The 23,987-nt window shown below is 45.3% G+C and carries 21 protein-coding genes; 4 read left to right on the top strand and 17 right to left on the bottom strand.

Annotation, left to right across the window (positions count from 1 at the left end; all coding sequences use genetic code 11):
- Positions 1-11 precede the first annotated feature (11 nt).
- The 7 genes from nth to BM415_RS10945 form a co-directional block, all read right to left on the bottom strand.
- Positions 12-716 (bottom strand): endonuclease III, encoded by a 705-nt coding sequence (gene nth / locus BM415_RS10915; RefSeq protein WP_091157959.1) that lies wholly within the window; start codon positions 714-716, stop codon positions 12-14.
- An 89-nt stretch (positions 717-805) separates the two neighbouring features.
- Positions 806-3,529 carry an S-layer homology domain-containing protein gene (locus BM415_RS10920; protein ID WP_091157961.1) on the bottom strand — a complete coding sequence of 908 codons (2,724 nt, stop codon included), beginning with the start codon at positions 3,527-3,529 and terminating at the stop codon, positions 806-808.
- Positions 3,530-3,559: 30 nt separating this feature from the next.
- Positions 3,560-4,228 carry a GerMN domain-containing protein gene (locus tag BM415_RS10925; RefSeq protein ID WP_244533212.1) on the bottom strand — a complete coding sequence of 223 codons (669 nt, stop codon included), beginning with the start codon at positions 4,226-4,228 and terminating at the stop codon, positions 3,560-3,562.
- A 150-nt stretch (positions 4,229-4,378) separates the two neighbouring features.
- Entirely contained in the window at positions 4,379-5,770 is a 1,392-nt protein-coding gene (locus BM415_RS10930; protein ID WP_091157963.1) for an N-acetylmuramoyl-L-alanine amidase family protein, read from the bottom strand.
- A gap of 320 nt (positions 5,771-6,090) precedes the next feature.
- Positions 6,091-6,693, bottom strand: coding sequence for a 3-isopropylmalate dehydratase small subunit (gene leuD, locus BM415_RS10935; RefSeq protein ID WP_091157964.1), 603 nt, complete (start codon positions 6,691-6,693; stop codon positions 6,091-6,093).
- A 59-nt stretch (positions 6,694-6,752) separates the two neighbouring features.
- Positions 6,753-8,174 (bottom strand): 3-isopropylmalate dehydratase large subunit, encoded by a 1,422-nt coding sequence (gene leuC / locus BM415_RS10940; RefSeq protein ID WP_091157966.1) that lies wholly within the window; start codon positions 8,172-8,174, stop codon positions 6,753-6,755.
- 177 nt (positions 8,175-8,351) lie between these two features.
- The gene (locus BM415_RS10945; RefSeq protein WP_091157967.1) at positions 8,352-8,684 is read right to left on the bottom strand and encodes a DUF3889 domain-containing protein; all 333 of its coding nucleotides are present in this window, start codon (positions 8,682-8,684) and stop codon (positions 8,352-8,354) included.
- A gap of 188 nt (positions 8,685-8,872) precedes the next feature.
- Between BM415_RS10945 and BM415_RS10950 the strand changes: the two genes are divergently transcribed.
- Positions 8,873-9,787 (top strand): LysR family transcriptional regulator, encoded by a 915-nt coding sequence (locus BM415_RS10950; RefSeq protein WP_091157969.1) that lies wholly within the window; start codon positions 8,873-8,875, stop codon positions 9,785-9,787.
- Between the two features lie 427 nt (positions 9,788-10,214).
- On the opposite strand, the gene BM415_RS10955 is transcribed toward BM415_RS10950, so the two are convergent.
- On the bottom strand, positions 10,215-11,060 hold the full coding sequence (locus BM415_RS10955) for a carbon-nitrogen family hydrolase (protein ID WP_091157970.1): 846 nt from the start codon (positions 11,058-11,060) through the stop codon (positions 10,215-10,217).
- Between the two features lie 539 nt (positions 11,061-11,599).
- On the opposite strand from BM415_RS10955, the gene proB reads away from it, so the two are divergent.
- The 3 genes from proB (at position 11,600) to proC (ending at position 14,975) form a co-directional block, all read left to right on the top strand.
- Positions 11,600-12,706 carry a glutamate 5-kinase gene (gene proB / locus BM415_RS10960; RefSeq protein ID WP_091157972.1) on the top strand — a complete coding sequence of 369 codons (1,107 nt, stop codon included), beginning with the start codon at positions 11,600-11,602 and terminating at the stop codon, positions 12,704-12,706.
- A 70-nt stretch (positions 12,707-12,776) separates the two neighbouring features.
- The gene (locus tag BM415_RS10965; protein WP_091157974.1) at positions 12,777-14,024 is read left to right on the top strand and encodes a glutamate-5-semialdehyde dehydrogenase; all 1,248 of its coding nucleotides are present in this window, start codon (positions 12,777-12,779) and stop codon (positions 14,022-14,024) included.
- 90 nt (positions 14,025-14,114) lie between these two features.
- Positions 14,115-14,975, top strand: a complete 861-nt coding sequence (gene proC / locus BM415_RS10970; protein WP_091157975.1) for a pyrroline-5-carboxylate reductase — start codon at positions 14,115-14,117, stop codon at positions 14,973-14,975.
- A gap of 140 nt (positions 14,976-15,115) precedes the next feature.
- On the opposite strand, the gene BM415_RS10975 is transcribed toward proC, so the two are convergent.
- The 9 genes from BM415_RS10975 to BM415_RS11015 all read right to left on the bottom strand — a co-directional run bounded on the left by BM415_RS10975 (position 15,116) and on the right by BM415_RS11015 (position 23,877).
- On the bottom strand, positions 15,116-16,393 hold the full coding sequence (locus tag BM415_RS10975) for a multi-tm2 domain protein (protein WP_244533213.1): 1,278 nt from the start codon (positions 16,391-16,393) through the stop codon (positions 15,116-15,118).
- A 20-nt stretch (positions 16,394-16,413) separates the two neighbouring features.
- A complete protein-coding gene (locus BM415_RS10980; RefSeq protein ID WP_091157977.1) occupies positions 16,414-16,866 on the bottom strand; it encodes a hypothetical protein in 453 nt (150 codons plus the stop codon).
- Positions 16,859-17,395 (bottom strand): RNA polymerase sigma factor, encoded by a 537-nt coding sequence (locus tag BM415_RS10985; RefSeq protein WP_244533214.1) that lies wholly within the window; start codon positions 17,393-17,395, stop codon positions 16,859-16,861. The genes BM415_RS10980 and BM415_RS10985 overlap by 8 nt, the downstream gene beginning before the upstream one ends.
- A 187-nt stretch (positions 17,396-17,582) precedes the next feature.
- Entirely contained in the window at positions 17,583-18,290 is a 708-nt protein-coding gene (locus BM415_RS10990) for a DnaD domain-containing protein (protein ID WP_091157978.1), read from the bottom strand.
- Positions 18,291-18,307: 17 nt separating this feature from the next.
- The gene (gene asnS, locus BM415_RS10995; protein ID WP_091157980.1) at positions 18,308-19,603 is read right to left on the bottom strand and encodes an asparagine--tRNA ligase; all 1,296 of its coding nucleotides are present in this window, start codon (positions 19,601-19,603) and stop codon (positions 18,308-18,310) included.
- A 41-nt stretch (positions 19,604-19,644) separates the two neighbouring features.
- Positions 19,645-20,850, bottom strand: coding sequence for an acetate/propionate family kinase (locus tag BM415_RS11000; protein WP_091157981.1), 1,206 nt, complete (start codon positions 20,848-20,850; stop codon positions 19,645-19,647).
- The gene (locus tag BM415_RS11005) at positions 20,847-21,716 is read right to left on the bottom strand and encodes a 3-hydroxyacyl-CoA dehydrogenase family protein (protein WP_091157983.1); all 870 of its coding nucleotides are present in this window, start codon (positions 21,714-21,716) and stop codon (positions 20,847-20,849) included. Before BM415_RS11005 ends, BM415_RS11000 begins: the two co-directional genes overlap by 4 nt.
- A 138-nt stretch (positions 21,717-21,854) precedes the next feature.
- Positions 21,855-23,357 carry an AAA family ATPase gene (locus BM415_RS11010; protein WP_091157985.1) on the bottom strand — a complete coding sequence of 501 codons (1,503 nt, stop codon included), beginning with the start codon at positions 23,355-23,357 and terminating at the stop codon, positions 21,855-21,857.
- A complete protein-coding gene (locus tag BM415_RS11015; protein ID WP_091157986.1) occupies positions 23,350-23,877 on the bottom strand; it encodes a hypothetical protein in 528 nt (175 codons plus the stop codon). The genes BM415_RS11010 and BM415_RS11015 overlap by 8 nt, the downstream gene beginning before the upstream one ends.
- Between the last annotated feature and the right edge of the window lie 110 nt (positions 23,878-23,987).

Genomic DNA, 23,987 nt, shown 5'->3' on the forward strand with positions numbered 1-23,987 from the left:
CTCATCCTCTACTATTCATTTGCAATTTTTTTAGGTAAAGCAGATGAACTACGTTCCTTATCTTTCCTGATTTGGGACGTTTTCATACGCTTCTTGCCCTCACGACATACATCGAGAAGCGGGCATACCTGGCATTTGGGAGACTGCGCTTTGCAATGGTATCGACCGAAGAAAATCAATCGATGATGCGTAATCGTCCATTCATCTATTGGAACTCTCTTCATCAGCTTCTTCTCAACCTCAAGCACAGAATCTTTCCAATTCACCAACCCAAGCCGTTTAGATACACGTTCTACATGGGTATCTACCGCTATGGCTGGGACTCCGAATGCGTTTGAAACGACCACGTTCGCTGTCTTGCGACCCACTCCCGGGAGCAGAACCAGCTCATCATGCTTGCTTGGAACTTCTCCTCTGTACTGTTCAATCAGAATCCGGCACAAATTTTGTATATGCTTTGCCTTGTTCCTGTACAATCCGATTCTCCGAATATCCTGCTCGAGCTCTTCGAGCGGGACGGAGACATAGTCCTCCGGTGTTTTGTACTTCTGGAATAAATCGGCTGTCACTTTATTCACAGTCTCATCCGTACATTGTGCAGATAACAATACAGCAATGGTGAGTTCAAACGCGTTGCTGTGGTTTAATTCACAATGAGCGTCTGGAAACATATTTGCGATCGTATCAAGAATGTGACGTACTGTCGCTGCATTCATGAAGAGCTTACCTCCCACAAAAAAAACGTCTTGATACGTTTGGTCCGTATCAAGACGGTCATTCTTTCGCTTGCCGTTTAAAGAAATGACTACTGTTTAGAAATCTCGATAACTACGTTATTGAGCAGATACACTACAATATTATCATTATCTTTGAGAGATTGCACGCTTAAAGTCGTGTCACCTTCATGAATGTAAACATTTGGTGACAAATTAAAGCGATAGTTGTTATCTGACATGGATGCACGCTTTACCTGCAATTCATTTGCTGCAGCATTGTACTTCCAGAACGTTTTGCTGAGCGGAGTCAGCACTTGGAATACAGGTGTTCCATCAGCATCCTTAGTGACAATCACATGGTCTCCGTCAATCAGTGTACTAATGCTATTCGATGTGCTTCCATTCTTGACAATTTTCACTTTACTGCCCGCATTTATCGTCTCATTTGAACCGGTCGTCGTCTTATAGGTTACAACTCCACCATTGATGGAACTGATTTCACCCCATGTTTGCTTGACTACAGATACGGCAGTTGGTGAAGTACCATCAAAAGATACGTTAATCAGCATCCCCTTCTGGAGATCGGAAGGCTTGATAACAGCTCCGTTATCATTGGTGATTGGAAGACTTTCCACATAAATGGAACTGGTCACCCCGTCTTTTTTTACTTCTGCTCGGTAATTTGAACTATTCAGTGATACAAGCTCAAACTGAGCAGCCGATTTGACATACAGTTTGCTTAAGTTATCCTGGTTGCTGCTAAGCATTGCCGTCACTTGATCTCCGATACTGACATCAGACAAGGATGCCGAAGCTTTGCCATATAGCTCAACCGTTGGTGTCGATTGATACGGGATGCTGATGCTTTGCCCATTGGGCTGAATCAGCTTTACTGTTTTGGAGGATGTATTTATCTCCGACACCGTACCTTCATATTTGTACACGATGCTAATGGAAAGTGCTCGAGTTCCAATTGTGGTCAGGTTCACCTTTCTTCCATCCGTCAAATAAGGCTCAATCCCGGATAATGTCGGCTTGGTGCTGTTATAGTCTACTTTGGTTGCATCGTTCAGTGTAAATACATGCGGCTTCTCGCTAGAGTCAAGCACAGTCAGCAATTTCGTCTTGCTGTTATAGGATACGACCGTAACCATATTCAGCGGCTCCATTTGGCGGTTAAGCACTTCTATTTTGGTTACTTGATCCTCTGCATTCAGTGTAAGCTCTACTTCATCGCCAGAGGTTTTGTCAGCGAGTAAATCTGTAAGCTTAGGAGCGTCCATCCCACTAATTACAATTTGCGGATCTGATGCAAGCAGCTTCACTTCAAGTGATCCGTTCCGATCATAAGTAATGGTTGAAAGATTTGAGCCCAGCTCATATAGGGTTCCACGTACCGTACGTTCAACACCAGCTGTAACCTCGATGGTTTGGGTAACACTGTCTTTTATCGAATATTTGATGACAGTGCCTGCTTTAAGCTCAGATAAAGCTACGATCTCGTTATGATAACGAATGACAGTCGTTCCTTCTTGGATCTTTAACACATCCGTTGTACCGGTACTGTTCGTCACTGTTATAGTGCTGGCAGATGGATCAATGGATTGAATGGTGCCCTCTGCCGATTTGTTTACCATACCGGATTTAACTTGTACAACGACCGGGTTCTTAGCTGAAGTAAAGGTTTCACGCTGTAGTTCCACGATGCTGCCGGCTGTCATGTTTTCCGGCTTAATCACTTGTCCATTCTGATCATAGAAAACGGTACGATCCGTATATGCATACTCTTGATACGTATCTCCGGTGAACATCCATAATTTGTTGCCTGATAGACGTTCAAAGCTGCCTTCAATGACTTCGACTTGAGGAGTATCGCTTGTGCTCTCTACATACGCTGCATTGAAATTTGGACCCGATACCATTAATTCTGTGTACAGCTTAATGTCGGATGGCGCAATTTTGGATGATGAAGAATGAGTATAGAATGGTGTAGCTGAATTAATTGTAAAGCTGACATACTCGCTTCCTGTGTACAAAGTTAATTTGCTGTCTGTTCGTTCGGTTATGTATCCTTTGTACTGATTGTCATATTGATAATCGGTGTATTCACTTCCGCGGTTGAAGAACGCAGTTATTTCAGCTCGAGTTACAGTTCCTTGCGGATTAAATTTATTGCCTGTTGTTCCTTGCGCAATTTCAAGCTCTGCTGCCAGATTAACATAAGGCTTGTTGGCTGCAGTGATCTGATTGTCATCGGTAAAGCTTGAGCTCACATTTCCTGCAGCTTTTGCTTCCGATTCTTTACCAATGGCTCTTATGACAAGCTTCGCGATCCATTCTCTTGAAGCTGCCTGTTGTCCCCAGATCCCTTTCTCTGATGAGCCTTGGGATTCCTCAGCTTCTTCTAACAGACCCAGCTCAAAAGCAAGAGATACATAAGATTTAGCATACTCACTCGTGCTAATGCCCGCAGGCAATTTAACACTGCTGCCAGCAGGGAGGCTGGATTTCTGGTTCATGAATCGAATGGCTATCGTTACAGCTTCCTGCTTGGTCACCGCATCTCCTGGCCTAAACAGACCTCTGTCTCCAACCAAGATGTCCAAGGATGCAAGTTTGTATATGTGCTTCTCTGCCCAGTATCCACTCTTCACATCACTGAATGCGCCTTGAGCCGCCGTCGTGACAGCAGCGGGAGCTGTGTCAGCTCCCGCCACTCCCGCACCGGCACTAAGTGCCATCAGACTGGCGAGCATGGCAGATACCATTTTTTTGGAGTGCTTGGTATTGATATCGCTAGGTTTGAAAGTCAAAATTACTTCTCCTCTCTGATTCGCCTAAGTCTATTCTCTTGTCATGGGATGCTCTAATTCAACATGTCCCATTAAACTTTCTTTTTGCTGACCATCGACAAGCAGCTCGAGTGATTCCACTTCCTCAAACTGGAAGAAGGTCTGCTTCAGTGCATCAATGGCAAAGGATTCTCCACTTGAACCCAGATTTGCGGTCGCTGGAATTTTTAGATCAAGAGTAATTTTCCCTCCATCGACTTCCAGCTTATTGATGGCAATCTCTTCAGACCACAACGGAACAAGCTCTTCGCTGTCACTCTTCTGAAGTGCCTTGAATGCAGCTTCATACTTACTCCAATCCGTTTTGTAAGAGATCGTTTGAGTTGCAGACTTCATCTCAAGCAGCTCCGGATCCGTATAATACACCTGAATGCTTGCTTCCTTAGTCTCTACATCCTCAGCTTGCTCACCAGAGCCTCCATTCGCGCCGCCAGAGCTTGTCCCTCCATTTCCAGGGGTATTGCTCTCTTCGGGAGGCGTTTGATTATCAGACGGCTCGGTTTCCCCTTGTGTATCATCGGTTTGCGGGTCAGTTTCACTGCCTGTTTGCTGTTCCGAATCGGAATTCGGTGGAGAGGCGGTTGGATTGTTACCGCAGGCTGCAAGTGTAGTCAGTGATACAGCCAGTAATGCGACCATCCACCATTTTTTTCTCATCATCTCTATCACCCTTTTTTGTCAGCTATTAAATAGTTTGAACGAAAATTTACTGTCTGCTTATTGTAGAGACGTATAAGGAGTTTCATTTCTTCCATTCATTCGATCTAGTTACTACATACATTTGAATTTGATTACTATCTACTGTGAATACTACAACCCCAAGTATTCTTTAATACCTTTCACTACACCTTCAGATACACGATTCTGGAAGGTCGTATTAAAAAGTGCCGCTTCATCGTTCTTGTTGCTGAGGAATCCGACCTCCAGCAATATTGCCGGCATGGTCGTATCTCTGATGACTGCAAAGTTCCCCGTTTTCACTCCCCGGTCTTTAAGACCAGCCGCCTGTACCATGTACTTGTGCACCGTATTCGCCAGTGACTTGCTGTTGGAACGGTTATAGTATGTTTCTGAGCCGGTAGCAGCGGCCGGTCCAGCGTTCGCATGGATAGACAGGAATAGATCAGCCTTCGCATTGTTCGCTACTTTGACTCGCTCTGACAGCTCAAGGAACGTATCATCATCACGTGTCATAATGACGTTGATGCCGGATTCCTTCTTGAGCAGCTGTTCAATTTTTAATGCCATCGACAAGTTGAAATCCTTCTCTCTTTTGCCCGTTACGCCGATTGCACCTGGATCCTGATCACCATGTCCTGCATCAATGACGACCGTTTTCTTCTTCGTTGTCGGTGGTGTCGTTGTACCACTGTCCGTATCAAGTGAGACGGTAATCATACCCGCATTCGAAGATGTCATCTTGTAATTCATAGCGTAGCCAAGATCGATGACAACTCGAACGGTAGAAGGATCATTGCTGAAGAGCGCATATCTTACTTTCTCTACCCCTTCATAACCGTCGACAATAATTTGACCAGCGATACTCTTGGTAATGTCGAGCGCTTGAGTATCTGCGAACAAGCTGCTGAATTCAGCATTTGGTATGTCTACGACAATGCGGTCTGGTGAAGACATTTTGAATGCAGTAGGAGCTGCTCCTCCACTAGTCGCGATCATGAGCTTGCTGTCCGTAAAGCTGATACCGTTGACCTGAATCAAGTCCGTATTACTGCCATTACCGCCTGCAGGAGGTATTTCACTCCCGCCTGAGCCGCTGTTTGAATTGAGGTATACAGTTTTGGTTTGATTGTTCCAACTCACCTGTAATCCCATGGTCTCGCCGACGAAGCGGATCGGTACAAGCGTTGTACCATTTTTGATGATTGGCGCAGCGTCAAGATTGACGGTAGAACCATTGACGGTCGCCGACTTCTTGCCAGCTACCATTTTAATTACTGTTTGATCTTGCTTTATAGTAACCGTCTTCGTCTTCTGCTCCCAACCGACACTGTAACCTAACTTTTCTGAGACGACACGAATGGGTATCATTACTTTGCTGTTAATATTCTCTGCCTTTACGCCAGAGGGAAGACTCAACTGACTGCCATCGAGAACGATCTTGATGTCTGTCGCTGCTTGTCCTAGACCAGGGAAGATCCACATGAAGCATAGCAAAGCGACCCATACTTTTAACTTTTTCATCCGTCACCCTTCCAATTCTGCATTTTTTTGAATTTAGCCTGCTCTCTATCAAATATAGAAAGAATCCAGCTATTAACAAAATATTAGACGACAGAAATGGATAAAAGTTGCGGATCTATCTCATCATATCAAAAAAGTATCCACTGTGGTGCTACGAATTTGTCATATTTTAGTATGCCAGCTATCAACTATGTTACTTTGATATGACATTAACGAGAAATATTGTTCAGATGTGTATAAAAAAACAAGTCCGGATATCTCTACCCAGACCTGCTTACTGAAATGATTATTCTATTAAGGTATTAAGAAAATGGATTCTATTATGCAAACAATTTGGCAGCATGTTTCTGCTCGTATGCGGAGATTGCGTCCTCATGCTGGAGCGTCAAGCCGATATCATCAAGTCCTTGCAGCAGGAATTGTCTGCGGTGCTCATCCAAATCAAATGAGATCGACAAGCCTTGTTGATCTGTAATGGTCTTGTTCTCCAAATCTACATTCAGTTCATAACCCGGGTTCGCATTTGTACGCTGGAATAAATCCTCTACTTGCTCCTCAGACAGCTTAATAGGAAGGATGCCGTTCTTGAAGCAGTTATTATAGAAGATATCCGCGAAGGAAGGTGCGATGACACAGCGGAATCCGTAGTCCAGAATTGCCCATGGAGCGTGCTCACGAGACGATCCGCAGCCAAAGTTGGCTCTGGAAATGAGAACGGACGCCCCCTTATACTGATCTTGGTTCAAGGAGAAGCTGGGAATTTCATTTCCCTGTTCATCAAATCTCCACTCATAGAACAAAAACTGTCCAAATCCCGTACGCTCAATTCGTTTTAGAAATTGCTTCGGAATGATCGCATCCGTATCCACATTCACTCGGTCTACAGGTGCAACACTGCCTGTTAATTTCGTAAAAGCCTCCATGCTTGTATTCTCCTCTCGATTCAAAAGATAGCAATTCCATCCGATTTAACTGCTGATCACTAGCTCGTTACTTCTTCTTTGATCTTCCAGTCACGAACATCGACAAACCGTCCCTCAACAGCCGCAGCTGCAGCCATTGCAGGAGATACCAGATGTGTTCTTCCTCCGCGCCCTTGACGGCCTTCAAAGTTCCGATTGGAAGTTGATGCACATCGCTGACCCGGTTGAAGTACATCCGGATTCATCGCAAGGCACATACTGCAACCCGCTTCCCGCCATTCAAATCCGGCTTCTTTAAATATAACATCAAGTCCTTCACTCTCTGCTTGAAGCTTAACTCGCCCAGAGCCTGGAACAACAATTGCCGTTACCCGTTCAGATACTTTGTAGCCGCGTGCGACTTCTGCAGCAGCCCGTAAATCCTCGATCCGTCCATTCGTGCATGATCCGATGAATACATAGTCGATTTCAATTTCAGACATCGGCGTGCCTGGCACTAGACCCATATATTCAATTGCCTTCTCCGCTGCTTTGCGTTCATTCTCCGTCGGAAGCTCCGCTGGAACAGGCACACGGGAAGTAATATCCGTACCCATACCTGGGCTGGTTCCCCAAGTAACCTGAGGGATAAGGGATTCAACATCAAACTCTACAACTAAATCAAATTCAGCGCCTTCGTCTGTTGTTAGAGCGCTCCATCTTTGTTTTGCTTCTTCGAAGCTTTCACCTTGAGGAACATACTGCTTGCCCTGAAGATAAGCATAGGTTGTTTCATCGGGAGCGATCATCCCTGCTCTAGCGCCGCCTTCAATGGACATGTTGCAAACGGTCATTCTCTCTTCCATGCTGAGACTTCGAATGGCTTCTCCCGTATATTCAATGACATAACCTGTAGCGAAATCCGTACCGTACTTAGCGATAACGCCCAGAATCATATCTTTAGCCGTTACTCCAGGCTTACGATTGCCTACAAAGCGCACTTCCATCGTTTTGGCTTTGGACTGCTGAAGGCACTGCGTTGCCAGCACATGCTCAACCTCACTGGTACCGATACCGAATGCAAGTGCTCCAAAAGCGCCGTGTGTAGATGTATGACTGTCACCGCACACGATTGTCTTGCCCGGATGAGTAAGTCCAAGCTCCGGTCCCATTACGTGCACAACCCCTTGATCAATCGTATCAAGGTCAAACAACGTTACCCCAAAATCACGGCAGTTCTTGGACAGAGTATCAATCTGCTGCTTAGAGATCGGATCCTTGATGTTGAAGCGGTCTTGTGTTGGCACGTTATGATCCATCGTTGCAAAAGTGAGCTCTGGGCGGCGCACCTTGCGCCCGCTGAGACGAAGGCCCTCAAATGCTTGCGGGGAAGTTACTTCATGTACAAGGTGCAAATCAATATAGAGGATGCTTGGTTTTCCTTCCTCCTGCGTAATGACGTGATGATCCCAGATTTTCTCGAACATCGTCTTTTTGCTCATTATTCTCACCTCAAAGTTATTATTCGATCTATTTGTGACGGCAATGTCATGCCGTTCTTTATTAGACCCAATATAACATGAGCAAGACATATTGTTCCAAGATATAAAAACTATAGATGTGATAGGATTGCCCTATAGACAAATTCCAGATCCATGCACTATTTCCACATCATTTCCTTATTCGCTGAATTGTACATCGATAAGCTCATTGCTGCTCGAATTAAATTTTACGATAACCGTAACTGGAAACTCTGTGCCGTCCTTTTTTACTATTAAACGGAACCTTTCTTCCGCCATTTGGTCAGTCAGTACCGTGCGCCCTAGATGCTGATATTCGGTAATCGAAGCATTATAATGCTTCTTTGCCTCCAGAACGGCTAGGTTACCCCACTTCGCGTACTCAGGTACGGATGCTTCTGCCGTTGAGGGACTGATCATAACGTCCGAATAGGCAGTAAACAGACTTATAATCAAGATCCCCGTTACCATGCAGGAAAAGATCATTTTCATACTATATAACCCCTTTGTCAGCTTAATCAGATTATCTGGAAATAATCTACTTATTGTTCTGCAAGGATGAAGATATTATGCCTTATTGATTACAGTGATTAGTTGATTATCGATTTAGAGGAAATTCCTATATAATAGACTTGATGGTATTAGAGATTCGGAAATTTCATTAAGGACGTGACCTTCCCATGGAACTTCGACAATTACAATACGCCTTGCAAATCGCATCCGAAAAAAACTTCTCAAGAGCGGCTGAGAAGCTGCATATTGCCCAGCCTTCACTTAGTCAGCAGCTGTCTAAGCTGGAGAAGGAGCTTGGCGTACTCTTATTTCAGCGCAATACAAGCTCGGTGGAGCTGACACATGCGGGAGCTTCTTTTGTATCCAAGGCAAGCGATATTTTAGATGCTGTGGAGCTGCTCAAACAAGAGATGGCTGACATTTCCCAAGTTAGAAAAGGCAAAGTCATCTTTGGCAGCATGCCGATTACAGGGTCTCATCTATTACCTTATGTTCTCCCGGCTTTTCGTGAGAGTTATCCGGATATTGAAATTACGCTGCTGGAGGACTCTTCCATGAATCTGGAAAAATTAACAGCGATCGGCAAAACTGATCTAAGCCTGCTCTCTCTCCCGCTTCAGGAGCCCTCCCTCTCTTATGTGGAAATCGCGGAAGAACAGATTGACCTTGCCGTTCCGAAGGAGCACCCGCTTGCACGTAAATGGAAGGAACATCCTGACTTAACGGTCGACATCGCGGAGCTCATAGATGAATCGTTCATTGTACTTAAGAAAGGACAAGGCTTTCGCAAGCTGACCTTTGATCTGTGTCAGCAAGCGGGCTTTGAACCCAAAGTCGTGTTCGAGAGCAATAATATGGAAACTGTTAAATCACTGGTCGCTACCGGAATGGGCATTACGCTCGTCCCTCGCTTTATCGCAAGAGCGCCCCGAAGTGAATTTGTTCCAGCTTATCTCCCTCTAACCGCACCTGCACCGAGCCGCACACTCGTTATTGCTTATCGACAAGGCCGCTACTTATCAGGTGCTGCAGAAGCGTTCATTCAGACTTTTAAGGAGACAATGCAGGAGATGTCGGACTAACGCCCCGTACTTTAAGATGATGTGCTAAGAAATTGCAGCATGAAATCAGCACAGGCGGCCCGGGATACATTCCCGAGCCGCCTGTCTATTTTGTTACAGCATATTTACTTACTAAGGACGAAGAGCGTCAATCATCATTTGTAGGTTTGAAATCTTTTACCGGAATCCAATCAGTTTGATTGATTCGAATCCGGCGGTTCAAAGTATTCACGGGGGTGATAAATCTCCCTCACGGCTCTCTAAGAAAGGCCTGTGCCTATCATCTCTTACGAATTTGTGAACCTGTCGCCTGAGTTTGTCTTCCAGATGGTTAGCCTTGCGGTAATCCATGGTGATCATCCTCCTTTGGTGACGGGATACTATTCATTAACCTCTCCCTAGGAAAAGAAACAGCTTCAATCAAACTTTTTTATACAAAATCCTCATTTTAGAAATAGAGTTCTGGTCTTCTATCCTCAAATACGGGAATGCGTTCTCTCACTTCGTCTACCATAGCCGGATCTATGCTTCCCACCAAAATCTCTTCATCCTCATTTCCTTCAATAACAATTTCTCCCCACGGGTCAATAATCATAGAATGGCCGAAAAAGGAAGTGCTGCCGCTTGATCCAACCCGGTTGCAGGAAATAACATACATCTGGTTTTCGATAGCTCTCGCCATAAGCAGAGTCCGCCAGTGATGCAGTCTTGGTTGAGGCCACTCAGCCGGTACAAATAGCATTTTCGCCCCTTTAAGAGCGAGCGACCTTATAAGTTCAGGAAAACGAATATCGTAGCAGATCGATGCTCCGCAGGACCATTTTTCATCTAAGGTAAAGGTAACGTGTTCATCTCCTGCAGCAAGATACTTCTCCTCATCCATTAGTCGGAACAAATGAAGCTTTGCATAACGTGCAATCTGTTCTCCATTCTTGTCAAACACGTACATGGTGTTATATATATTCCCATCCTTTTTCTCCGCAATGGAGCCTGCGACAATGTTCACTTTGTAGCTTGCAGCATATTCGCTAAGCCATTTACGTTCGATTCGTCCCTCATCATCGACGATTTCACGAATTTCGGTCAAGGCATAGCCGGTATTCCACATTTCAGGCAGAAGGATAACATTCACATCAGGTTGCTTTTGCATCGTTTCATGAATCAGATGCTGCATTCGTTCCCGATTAGCTGAGGTATCTCCGATCGTAATATCACACTGCAGCAATGCCAGTTTTATTTTGTCATCCTGCTGTGCTGTCTGTGCTGTTTCTGTATCCAAACTTAGAATATTCATCTTGCACCCCTTCCCAGCTCCCTGAAAACTCTTCATCTCTGTACCGGAGTGATGAAATGAATTCTGCCCAAGAATACTTCACTGCCTCAGCATTTCATTCATTTCATATCGAGCCTCAAGGGTAATGAAGAACTTACCTACTCAATTTTTTGCTGCGCTCGTTCAAAAAGTCAACCAAGAAATTTCTGCAGGACACGATATCATTAATTCAGATTTTTTTTGCATCATGTAAGGTTCCATGGTATTCTATCATTAATTTATATTGCGAAAACGTGTTGACAGGGACCAGTAAGAAAAACGAATTTCGTGAATGCAGAGAGTAAATTCCAGTAGGCTGAGAGAATTTACCACGGATTTTTCTGAAACCTACCCCTTGAGCGGCCTCATTATACAGGACGTTGCCTTAACGTTATAAGGTCTAAGAGTCGGATGATACCCTCATCAATAAAGGTGGTACCGCGGAAGAATAAACTTTCGTCCTTTGCTAAGCAGCCAAGGATGGGAGTTTTTTTATAATACAGAAAGGATGTTGATGCTTCTTGTCATCTAGAATTGTCGTCAAGATCGGCAGCAGCTCACTCACCACCGAGTCCGGATCACTGAATCACAAGGCCGTGTCATTTTACGCTTCCGAAATCGCGGCTCTTCATCAAGCCGGGCATGAAGTTTTGCTTGTCACCTCCGGCGCGGTTGCTGCAGGATTTGGACATATCGGATATGAGAGCAGACCTAAGCTGCTTCATGAGAAACAAGCCGCGGCCGCTGTCGGTCAGGCACTGCTTATGCAGGCATATCAACAGGCTTTTGCGCATCACCACATCAAAACGGCACAGATTTTGCTTACACGTACTGATTTTACGAATCGAAAACGAATGGGTAATGCCGGAATGACGATAGATGAGCTTCTCAAACAGAACGTGATTCCGGTTATTAATGAGAATGATACCGTGTCCGTCGACGAGCTCAAATTCGGGGATAATGACATGCTGTCTGCCCTGGTTGCGGGCCTAACCAAAGCCAAGAAACTGATCATATTAACCGATACGGACGGATTGTACACAGCAGATCCAAGATATCAAGCTGATGCGAAGCGCTACGATCGCATTGATGAAATAACTGCTGAAATTTACGAAATGGCCGGAGGAAGCGGCTCTGCGGTAGGCACTGGCGGTATGCGTTCCAAAGTGGATGCAGCCAAAGTCGCTACCCGGGGCGGTGTCCCTGTATTCGTAGGACGCGTAAGCGAGCCCGGCGATCTTCTCGCCGCTACAGCGGCCCATGGCAAGGGTACTTATTTTGACACGCGCCTGAACTCACTTTCTCGAAAAAAACAATGGCTTGGGTTCATTTCCTCACCATTAGGATCAATTCACGTCGACCAAGGTGCTGAAGAAGCTCTCATCTATGGCGGACACAGTCTGCTTCCGGTGGGTGTCAGACGGGTCGAAGGACAATTTCATGCAGGTGATGTTATCGAGGTCGTTAATCTCCAAGGTTCGCTGATTGGACGTGGTATCGTCAATTATGATGCGGAACAGCTGCGGAGCATCCTCGGGCTGCCAAGTCCTGATGTGCTTAAAAAACTGGAGGGAACTCTTCACAGGCTTGAGGTCGTTCATAGAGATGAGTGGATTACTTTGAAGTGACCGTACTGCTTAGGTACTAATATCTACAAAATGATTATATTCATTTAATACAGTTAGGAGTGTAAATGTGATGAGTGAAGTAAATGATAAAGCAAGACTTGCCAAAGAAGCTTCTCTGGTGCTTGGCCGCTTGAGCTCAGACAAGAAGAACGCCGCTCTGTCGGTGATGGCCGATGCTTTGATTGCTGAAAAGGCATCCATAATAGAAGCGAATGCAGAGGATCTTGAACGAGGCAGACAGAACGGAACTGCTGTACCGATGCTGGATCGGCTCTCCCTCACAGATGAGCGCATCGAAGGAATTGCATCAGGACTGCGTCAAATCATTGATTTGCCAGATCCGATAGGTGACGTTCTGGAAGTCATCAAACGGCCTAACGGGCTTCGCATTGAGAAGGAACGTGTTCCTCTGGGACTCATCGGCATCATCTATGAAGCCCGTCCCAACGTGACGGTTGACGCTGTCGGTTTATCGCTCAAGACGGGAAATGCTGTTCTGCTGCGCGGCGGCTCCTCTGCCTTGTCATCCAATAAGCAGATCATCAAAGTGCTTAAGCAAGCCTTAGTTAAAACAGATCTGCCTTCTGATGCAATACAGTTAATTGAGGATGCGAATCGATCTTCCGTGGATGAGATGTTGAAATGTAATAAATATCTTGATGTCATCATTCCAAGAGGTGGAGCCTCCTTAATACAAAGTGTCGTGCAGAATTCGACAGTTCCTGTCATCGAAACCGGTGCTGGTATTTGCCACACCTATATCGATGCTGCAGCTGATCCAGAAATGGCATTGCAAATTGCACTTAACGCAAAAGTTCAGCGGCCCTCTGTGTGCAACGCTATGGAGACACTGTTGATTCATAGCGATTATGGTAATGACTCTATCATAGAGCTTGCGGAGCGATTCAAAAACGCCTCTGTCGAGCTCCGAGGCTGTGAATCTTTCGTTAAACTGGTGCCTTGGGCAGTAGCTGCAACCGAGGAGGACTATGCTACCGAGTATAACGACTATATCTTAAATGTTCGAATCGTCGATCATATGGAAGAGGCGATTCATCATATCCGAAAATATGGGACGATGCACTCCGAATGCATTGTGACTAGAGATCCTGATGCAGCAGCTAGGTTCATGCAGGAAGTGGATGCCGCTGCAGTGTACCATAACGCCTCCACTCGTTTTACAGATGGGTTCGAATTTGGCTTTGGTGCAGAAATCGGCATCAGTACTCAGAAGCTGCATGCACGAGGTCCAATGGGTCTTCCGGCACTGACATCTACGAAATATCGAATCTACGGTTCCGGGCAAATCAAACATTAAACATAAGGGATTCAGATGAAATGGATACCCACTAGATACGGCAGCTAGAACACTTGCCCAAAATATCGAATTTATGCTGGAGGAATTAATATGAGTGGAACCCAATCTTTGATCAATCGTAAGATTACTTTTTTTGGTGCAGGAGCTATGGCTGAAGCCATAGCAAGAGGTCTCATCGCGCGAAAAGTGGTCTCTCCTGAGAAAATAACGATGTTCAATCGCAGCAACCAAGACAGACTTGTGGAGCTGCATCGTAAATATAACGTCGCAACGGCGGAAGATGCCGCAAGCAAAGAAACTGCGCTTACACAAGCTGATCTAATCATCTTGTCCATGAAGCCTAAGGATGCGGCTGAATCGCTTCGATATTTGGGACCTTTGCTATCGAATAAACAGGTTGTTGTTTCTGTAATAGCCGGGCTTACCATAGAAACAATTCAGAACCTGCTTGGACGTACAGCAGCAGTCGTTCGTACGATGCCCAATACATCCAGTTCCATCGGACTCGGTGCTACAGGGATTGCCTTCTCTCCTGAAGTTACGGAGGAGGATCGTCAAATTGTAAACACTGTATTTGAAGCGATCGGAACGATTACCTTAATTGAAGAAGAACACTTTGAAACCTTGACCGGAATTTCGGGCAGCGGCCCAGCCTATATCTACTATATGATGGAGGCGATGGTGGAAGCAGGCGTAAAGGGCGGCCTGACAGCAGAACAAGCGCATGACCTCACGGTTCAGACCGTGCTTGGAGCGGCTCGCATGGTACAGCAGACAGGCGAGGCACCTGCTACACTGCGGAGGAATGTGACATCACCTAATGGTTCGACCCAGGCTGCCATTGAAGTTCTGGCAAAGGGTCATTTTAGTGAAACGGTTATTGCAGCAGTCCATCGATGTGCAGACCGTTCACGTGAAATGGGAGAAGAATTGAAGGAAGCCGCAAGGTAAGATGCAGAATAAATAAACAGATCATCTTCATGAATCATTACTTGAAGGCTACCCCTTTTCTGGCCTGAATAAATGGAAGACCGGAGGAAGCATCACCATAACACAAGGTGATATTTCCTCCGGTCTTTTTTATTTCTCTCTTATTTGCGATCATCAGAGAATGGCGATGCTTCCAGATCACGTTCCAAATCTCTAAGCAGCTGTTCCCCATCATACTCTCTTCTGCTTGGCTTAAACAACAACTTTATACCTCCTCCAATCAGCAGCAAGGAGACGATAATCGTGTTCATATGCGACTGGATACGATCAATGTAAAATCCAAACTGATCTCCGAACTCAGGAACGACAAGCCGAATTAGTATATAGTAGACACCCAGGAACAAGAGTGCGATCCCGATCCATCTCTGATACCTGGTCCAGCTCTCAATAACCGGTTTATCATACAGAGGCTCTCTTCCGTACTTGCTCGATTGCTGAAGTCCATCAAAAAAGCTATAGAACCATATGATTGGGATGAGAAAGAGAAACAAGGACAAACCTAGTAAGTCTAAAACATAGATGCTTCCCAGGAAGATCAGCATCAGCTGCAGTCCTCTTTTTTGCAGTCCAAGATACATATGCCCTGCTCCTGGAAATGCTGCCAGCAGATTTGCAATGACTTTGCTCTTCTTACCTGTGCTTCTGCCATGTTCAAGCTGTTCAAACAACGTCTTATCCTCCAGAATCTCACCGGCCTGCTTCCGGTTCACATGCTGGACCGCATCAAACATACAGTACAGCCACATGATCGGCAGCAGCAGCAGGAAGAGAAGAAAAATTTCCTGTCTCGTAATAGCAGTGACAAAAAACAGCATAATTCCCAGTCCAAAGAACCCGATGAGGAAGGATAACCCCCTCTGCAGCAGACCGAGATGCAAATGACCTAAGCCTGGAACAAAGGATAGGAGAATGGTGTAGAACCGCTCACTTTCCTTGCCGCGTCCCCTTCCTTGATCCGGGTATACATATCCTTCACGCGGCGGAAATCCGTATGGTGCTGAGGCTTCCGGATCTTCTGGATTATGAAATGGAAGATCTGGTTCACCTTGTGCTCCTGCATGTCCGTAGAACATTTTCTCATGCGGGATATGCCCCTGGTATCCAGGATAATGAGCATAATGCGCCGACGGATCCGGCTCTCGGATGAGCTTGATGACAAGATCAAACATACTAATTAACCATATCATCGCTGCTGCAAAAATAAAGAAGAAAGAAATCCCCTCTTCACCCCCAACGAGCGAAAGAAAACCGATCCCTAACAGCCCGAAAAATATAAATCCATAAATAAATCCCTTCACCCGGCTTCTGTAGTAGTAATACCCCAAGCCAGGTACCATGTTAAGCAGAAAAGCCAGCAGCTTGCTGCGATCTTGCTGCACATCCTTCATTCCTTTCACATCTAATTTTTGTATGGGTCAGGTTTAATTTCATCAAGCCAATGGGTTGCTTTCTTCACCATTTGTTCGCTGTATGGCGGTTTAACGCTTGAATCTACGTTTAGCTGTCCGGGTAACAATCGGTCAAATATGCCTGTAGATAAGAACAGCATCGTAAAGGAGGCGGCAAGGGTATAATGGACCAGCTTGTTATTCAACCATTTTCTAAACTGGATGGTTTTGCGACTAGAACTTGTTTGTACTTTCTTGTACTCACGCTCAATATGACTCATCACTTGCTTCTCAAAGACTTCTGCATCCTGAAGCCTTGCGTCTGAGATGTGTTCAAGGACTGCCATATAAGCCTCAAGAGCTTCACTATCCTCAAGCAGCCGTTTGTCCATGGCTTCACGCTCGTAGTCCGGCAATTCGCCTTGAATATATCGTTTCCAGTCCTGATGTTCTTGTTTATTCACGCCATGATCCCTCCTTCCAATGCGATCTAATCCACTGACGTGCCCGATACAGTCTGGATTCTACTGTTTTTATTGCGATTTGTGATTCTTCTGCAATTTGTTCATAATTTTTTTCTTTCAGATAGAAATCAACAATAATATCACGATGCTGAGGCGGAAGAGAAGATATCTTATGAAGAAGAGTTTCTCTTCTCTCCTTCTTTAACAGCTGATGTATAATATCTGCCTGGTGATCAATAATTTGAACAACCTCATTCTCACGGACGATCACTTCCGCTTCCCTACGATTCAATTTTCTTTTTGCATCAATTGCCTTATGTAGAGCAATGCGGGTGATCCATGTCTTGAATCCTTCTGATCGGTACTGGGGGAGAGATTTAAAGACTTGAATAAATGCTTCTTGTGCTGCGTCCTCCGCATCCTGTGCCTGGTGAAGCACGGAGTAAGTTACCTGATATACATGCCTGCCATAGCGGTCAATAATTTCGCGAAACTTGGCATGGTCGCCCTTCAATATTTGATCGATCAAACTTGCTTCATCAATGGCTTCTCTCCTCCTTCCCCACTTTAATAGACGACCGCTATTTATTTAACCCTGCATGTATTAAGAAAAATGATTTATACCATTTATTTCTCTATGGTTGTTATTCTGAAGTATTGCAACAAAAATAGACACCCCTCAAAATAAGGAATGCCTATCTCTATAAACAACTTGATTAACGGCCTCCATTGCGGAAACGAGCTGCATAAGCCTTAACATCCTGTGGAGTTCTAACCCGGTTGCGGCTCCATTCAAGCAATATACGGTCGATATACGTAAAGTGGACTTTGCCGGCAAACACCGCTTCTTTTAGCGCCAGCAGAATTAATTCATCAGGATAACGATCTTGATCCAACCAGCTGGAAATCCGTTCAAGCTCCATTGGAGATAAGGGTCTACCGAATTCCTTCTCAAAAATACGGAAGATGTTCTTCTCCTCATGTTCTTCAGCAGACGGATTCAAGGCATTCTCCATAGAGCGGCTGCGAACAGATGACTTCGGAAGAGCAGCTGTTCGATCATCTGACAAACACTGAGCCAATATGGTATATAATCCAATCAGATTATATCGTTCATACTGAATGTCTTGCACCGCATCCATGCCCTCATCAATCCGGATAAATCCTTCCTTCATGAGCCGCTGAAGCCGTTTAGCTACTTCATCGGGCATGATGCCCATTCGATCGGCCAGCTCTTGAAGTGTTGGAAATTCATTTCCTTCCACCTGCTGAAATCCAAGCAAATGCTGTATAAGCAGCATTTCTCCTTCTGATAATCCCAGTCGGGCATGATAACGAAGCAGTGCATAGGGAAGCTGGACGCTTCCCATTGCCATGCCGTAAGCGACACCGTCCGCCCAAGTTCCTACGCTAGGTTCGCTCATTCACATTCCTCCTGGACTTAAGGGTATAGACGATACAGCATCCGTGGGAACGGAATCGTTTCACGAACATGATCAAGTCCGCAAATCCAAGCCACCGTCCGCTCAAGTCCAAGACCGAATCCGGAGTGAGGCACTGAGCCGTACGTGCGAAGATCCAAGTACCACTGATAGGCTTCCCGTGAGAGATTATGCTCCTCAAAGCGCTCTTCCATCAGCTTCGGATCATCAATCCGCTGGGAGCCCCCAATGATCTCTCCATAACCTTCAGGAGCAATCATATCGGCGCATAGAACAACCTCAGGCCGATTTGGATCTGGCTTCATATAGAATGCTTTGATTCCAGCCGGATAATGCGTAATAAATACAGGCTTGTCATACTTCTCTGCAATCGCAGTCTCATGCGGTGCACCAAAGTCTTCACCCCAAGGAATATCAAAGCCTTCTCCTTGAAGGAAATGAATTGCATCATCATATGTGATCCGCGGGAATGGAGCTGTAACATTCTCCAGCTTGGAAACATCACGTCCAATACTTTCCAGCTCTGTACGGCAGTTCTTCACTACGGACTGAACTACATGGGAAATGAATTGCTCCTGGATACGCAAACTTTCTTCATGATCTACGAAGGCCATCTCCGGTTCAATCATCCAAAATTCAATCAAATGACGGCGTGTCTTGGATTTCTCTGCACGGAATGTCGGTCCGAAGGAATACACTTTACCAAGCGCCATCGCTGCAGCTTCCATGTAGAGCTGACCGCTCTGCGTTAAATATGCATCCTCATCGAAATATTTGATATGAAATAGATTCGTTGTTCCTTCTGCAGAAGAAGGCGTCAGAATCGGAGGATCGACGATCGTAAATCCGTTCGTATCAAAATACTCCTGAACCGCACGAATGATCTCCGCACGGATAATCATAATCGCACGCTGCTTGGAAGAACGAAGCCACAGATGGCGATGATCCATAAGGAAGTCAACCCCATGCTCTTTTGGAGTAATCGGATAGTTCTCCGTTAGATGAATGATTTCAATATCCGTCACGGTCATCTCATATCCGGATTGACTACGTGGCTCCTCGCGAATCACACCTGTTACATATAGTGAGCTTTCCTGAGTCAGGCTCTTCGCGTTATTCCAGATTTCCTCAGAAACTTCGCTTTTTACGACAACCCCTTGGATATAGCCCGTACCGTCCCGAAGTTGCAAAAACTGTATTTTGCCGCTGGAGCGCTTATTGTTAATCCAAGCACCGATCGTTACCGCTTCTCCAACGTGCTGACTGACATGGCGAATGTCGCTCTTTGTGCTCATGTCTTATCTCTCCCCGTTCTATTAAAATTCTAATTTCGATGTTACTTGGAAGCTTCTACAATACGATTCGTGTCGCGAGCAATAACAAGCTCTTCATTCGTCGGAATGATCAAGACTTCGACTTTGGAATTCGCAGTAGAAATACGGCGAGGCTCTCCAGAACGAATCTTGTTCAGCTCCTCGTCAAGCTCTACACCCAGATAAGTCAATTGCTCCAGAACTCTTTGACGAAGGATTACAGAGTTCTCTCCAACCCCTGCTGTGAAGACAATAACATCTACTCCATTCATTGCCGCAGCATAGGAACCGATGTATTTGCGGAGACGATATTCATACATGTTGAATGCAAGTGTAGAATTCGGATCTCCGTTCTCCATACCCTCTGTAATTTCACGCATGTCACTGCTGATTCCAGAGATGGCAAGCAGTCCGCTATGCTTGTTAAGCATCGAATTCACTTCGTTCAGCGTCAAATCCTCTTTGTTCATAACATATGGAACTATCGCAGGGTCAAGATCTCCACTGCGCGTACCCATCATAAGCCCTTCCAGTGGGGTCATTCCCATTGATGTATCGACAGACACGCCATTTTGAACTGCTGTAAGACTTCCCCCATTACCTACATGGCAGGTAATGATCTTCATGTCTTCGATCGGACGCTCCAAGAATTCTGCAGCGATTTGGCTAACATAGTAATGGGACGTACCATGTGCTCCGTAACGACGAACCTTGTACTTGTTATACAGTACACGTGGAATCGCATATAGATACGCAGATTCTGGCATGGTTTGATGGAATGCTGTATCAAATACGACCACTTGCGGTACACCAGGCATATTAGATTCAGCGGCATTGATACCCATGATCGCAGCCGGATTGTGAAGCGGTGCCAGATCAATCAATTGACGGATTTTAGCTTTGACTTCATCTGTTACGAGGGCAGACTCATTAAAGAATTCGCCGCCATGTACAACACGATGTCCAACAGCTTGAATCTCTTCAATTGAAGACAATACTCCATGCTCAGCATGTACGAGCTTGTCCAATACTTTGCGGATCGCTGTCGTATGTTCAAGAATCTCGCTTACTTCGGTCACTTCTTCTTTGCCTGTCGGCTTATGTGTAAGGATGGAAGAATCCATACCGATCCGCTCAACCAAACCTTTTGCAAGAACAGACTCGTCAGTCATGTCATACACTTGATACTTCAGGGAAGAACTTCCCGCATTAATAACTAGTACTTTCATATCCGGTCACCATCCTTGTCGTACTTGAAGAAGCCTTCGCCCGTCTTAACACCCAGTTGCCCAGCGCGAACCATTTTCTTAAGTATGGTGGAAGGTCTGTATTTCAGTTCACCGAATTCACGGAACATGCTGTCAAGGGCTGCATGAACGGAATCGAGGCCAAAGCGGTCAGCCATTTCAAATGGACCGTGTTGGAATTTGTATCCAATCCGAACTGCTTGATCGATATCCTCAGCCGATGCCACTCCTTCTTCAAGCAGATGAAGAGCTTCATTGATATGAAGGCAAATAAGGCGGGAAGTAACAAATCCAGGGGACTCATAAACCATGACGCCTTTCTTCTCCAATACTTCCTCAGCAAAATTCTTCGTGAATTCAAACGTATTATCTGATGTTTTAAGACCACGGATGATTTCAACAACGTCAATACTCGATACCGGATAAATCCAGTGCAAGCCGATTACGCGTTCAGGATGATTTGTAGCACTCGCAAGCTCAGTCAAGCTCAGCGTAGAAGTATTACTTGTCAGAATAATATCTTCTGACACAATCTCCTCAAGTTGTTTGAACAATTTGACCTTCGCTTCCAGATCCTCAGTAATGGTCTCTATAATCAAATCACAAGCAGACAGATCACTAAGATTCGATCTATGAATTCTAGATAAGATCAATTTCTTCTCTGCTTGGGTAATCGCCCACTTCTCCAGCTTTTTATCTAACCCTGTCTCGATCATTCCGATGGAATAATCAAGCTTATTCGGGGAAAGCTCTACCAGCAGAACGTCGAGGCCTTTAGCTGCCAGCATTTCGGCAATACTTTGACCCATCGTACCTCCGCCGATAACTCCTATCTTTTTAAACAACATGGTTACTGCTCCATCCCTTCCTGGTCTCTTCTAAGTAGTGTGTATCCTTCTTTGTCGAAAAATACATTTTTATGACCCAACATATAATAATATCTTAGCATGAATCAAAAGTAAAAAAAAATAACCAGCATAAATAATTTATGCTGGCAAAAGTGCATTTTTCTTAAATAATTCACGGAATTGACCACCGGACAATACTTCCTCCTTCATGAGGATGTCCAGTGACTTATCAAAAATGTTAGCATGCTCATGCAGCAGCTCTTTTGTACGGGCAAACAGCTCATTCAAAATGTAGTTATTCTCTCGCATCAATTCTTCTTGGGATACCATGTCGAGGTTAACAATCCCGAGCGAAGTCAGTCCAGAGCTGATCATGGTTTTGACAATATCAAGCGATTGTTCAAAATCATTTCTGGAGCCGGTACTGCGCCCTCCATAATAGATCTCTTCCGCAGCCGCACCACCAAGTGCAATCATAATCTGAGCTTCAAGAAATTCCTTAGTATATAAATACTGCTCTTCCTGCGGATTATGTCGAACATAACCCAGAGCCTGCCCTCGCGGACTGAGTGCTACCTGGCCCACGCTGTTCGGTCGAACCGTTTCTGCTGCAATCGCATGTCCCAGTTCATGAATGGCAACCCGCTTCTTCTCATCTTCATTTGACTCACGATCTGTCTTCTCACCCATCATAACCTTATCAATTGCCATGGATAAGTTTCTCTGCGTAATAAACTCTAGACTATCCCGCATCGCATATATTGCGGCCTCGTTCATTAAGCTCTCGAGCTGGGCGCCGGAGAAACCGTATGATTCCTCTGCAATTTTGTCAAGGCTTACATCCTCGGCAAGCGGTTTATTTTTGGCATGAAGCTCCAGAATATGCTTACGCCCTTTCTTGTCCGGCAGCTCCACTTGGATATGCCGGTCAAAACGACCCGGACGAAGAAGCGCACTGTCGAGCATTTCCTTACGGTTTGTCGCCGCGATGATCAGAATCCTTGGTGCATCTGAATTGTATATACCGTCCATCTCTGTAAGCAGCTGGTTCAGTGTCTGGTCATACTCGCGCTGCTGACCGCCTTCTCTTTTGCCGCCGATGACATCGATCTCATCAATAAAAATAATCGCATTTTCTTTATTTTCCTTGGCAGCTCGTGTTCTGGCATCTTTGAATAATTCACGGATACGTCCTGCCCCAACACCGACATACATTTCAACAAATTCACTGCCGGCAGCAGCTATAAATACGGAATTCGTGTAATGTGCAGCCGCCTTCGCCATTAATGTCTTCCCTGTACCCGGAGGGCCTGTCAGCAAAATACCCTTCAGTGGGCGAATGCCAAACTTCTGAATTTCATCGTGCCTTACCAAAAAATCCAGCGCTTCACGAAGCTCCTGCTTGGCGCTGTCCTGTCCTCCAATTTCCTCGAAGGTGAGCTTGGAAGGTCCCGCCTTTTTGCGCTTCTTCTCACTGCTAGCACCTACGGCTAGTCCACCGCGTGTCTGCATCAGGAAGACTACACCGCCTGCGAGCAGGGCAATGAGCAGTACTGGAATGATATTAACTCCTATAAAGACTAGAAACAGAAGTACGACCGGAACAACCCCGATTAAAATCTCCTTTAACCAATTAGGCATTAGGCCACACTCCCATCGTAGCCGGCTGTCTCGGCAGAATAATATACTTGCTTGCTTCTCCATCTGACAAGCTTACATATACGTTCTCATTATCAATATCGTAGTCAACCTGAATGCTGCCTTCACTCATTTCCTTCAGCTTCTCAGGAATTTGCGTATACTGTCTAGTCTCCATTGCTTCGGCGACGGTAAATAAAGCACTGGACCAGAAATCATCAAGCGTTTCCGTCGAATGATCCTTAACCTCCAGCTTCATCGTTCTCCCGTTCAGAAGTTCCTTGCCATCTGTGCGGATATAATCAACAAGACCTCTTATATTGGTATTCGGTTCGAGATCGAGATTCAAAGTAACCTGATTCTGTTTAATATCTAATTGAACATCATTTACGCCGTCATACTCGGCAACCAACTTTTCAATTGGCTTCTCAAGAGCCACCTGACGGTACACAAACCATCCTCCAAACAGCAGCGTAGCCGTAACCATAACTGTAATTGCTATCCGAATAGGACGTAATTTCAAGTGACAACCTCCTCATCTATTTTGCCCACTCTATTACAATCAAAATGGGTATAGATATAGCATACCATATACAGCCGTCCAAATCTAAACTATGAATTATTTTTCAAAGT

Origin of the sequence: Paenibacillus sp. 453mf, from assembly GCF_900116105.1 — a bacterium.
In the GTDB taxonomy this organism is placed as follows: Bacteria; Bacillota; Bacilli; order Paenibacillales; family Paenibacillaceae; genus Paenibacillus; species Paenibacillus provencensis.

Coding starts and splice junctions, on each gene's coding strand:
- BM415_RS10965 (WP_091157974.1), top strand. CDS start 12,777: ATGAGTGAAGTAAATGATAAAGCAAGACTTGCCAAAGAAGCTTCTCTG.
- BM415_RS10925 (WP_244533212.1), bottom strand. CDS start 4,228: ATGATGAGAAAAAAATGGTGGATGGTCGCATTACTGGCTGTATCACTG.
- nth (WP_091157959.1), bottom strand. CDS start 716: ATGAATGCAGCGACAGTACGTCACATTCTTGATACGATCGCAAATATG.
- BM415_RS11000 (WP_091157981.1), bottom strand. CDS start 20,850: ATGAAAGTACTAGTTATTAATGCGGGAAGTTCTTCCCTGAAGTATCAA.
- BM415_RS10930 (WP_091157963.1), bottom strand. CDS start 5,770: ATGAAAAAGTTAAAAGTATGGGTCGCTTTGCTATGCTTCATGTGGATC.
- BM415_RS10950 (WP_091157969.1), top strand. CDS start 8,873: ATGGAACTTCGACAATTACAATACGCCTTGCAAATCGCATCCGAAAAA.
- BM415_RS10955 (WP_091157970.1), bottom strand. CDS start 11,060: ATGAATATTCTAAGTTTGGATACAGAAACAGCACAGACAGCACAGCAG.
- BM415_RS10990 (WP_091157978.1), bottom strand. CDS start 18,290: ATGAGCGAACCTAGCGTAGGAACTTGGGCGGACGGTGTCGCTTACGGC.
- BM415_RS10945 (WP_091157967.1), bottom strand. CDS start 8,684: ATGAAAATGATCTTTTCCTGCATGGTAACGGGGATCTTGATTATAAGT.
- leuC (WP_091157966.1), bottom strand. CDS start 8,174: ATGAGCAAAAAGACGATGTTCGAGAAAATCTGGGATCATCACGTCATT.
- asnS (WP_091157980.1), bottom strand. CDS start 19,603: ATGAGCACAAAGAGCGACATTCGCCATGTCAGTCAGCACGTTGGAGAA.
- proC (WP_091157975.1), top strand. CDS start 14,115: ATGAGTGGAACCCAATCTTTGATCAATCGTAAGATTACTTTTTTTGGT.
- BM415_RS11010 (WP_091157985.1), bottom strand. CDS start 23,357: ATGCCTAATTGGTTAAAGGAGATTTTAATCGGGGTTGTTCCGGTCGTA.
- BM415_RS11005 (WP_091157983.1), bottom strand. CDS start 21,716: ATGTTGTTTAAAAAGATAGGAGTTATCGGCGGAGGTACGATGGGTCAA.
- leuD (WP_091157964.1), bottom strand. CDS start 6,693: ATGGAGGCTTTTACGAAATTAACAGGCAGTGTTGCACCTGTAGACCGA.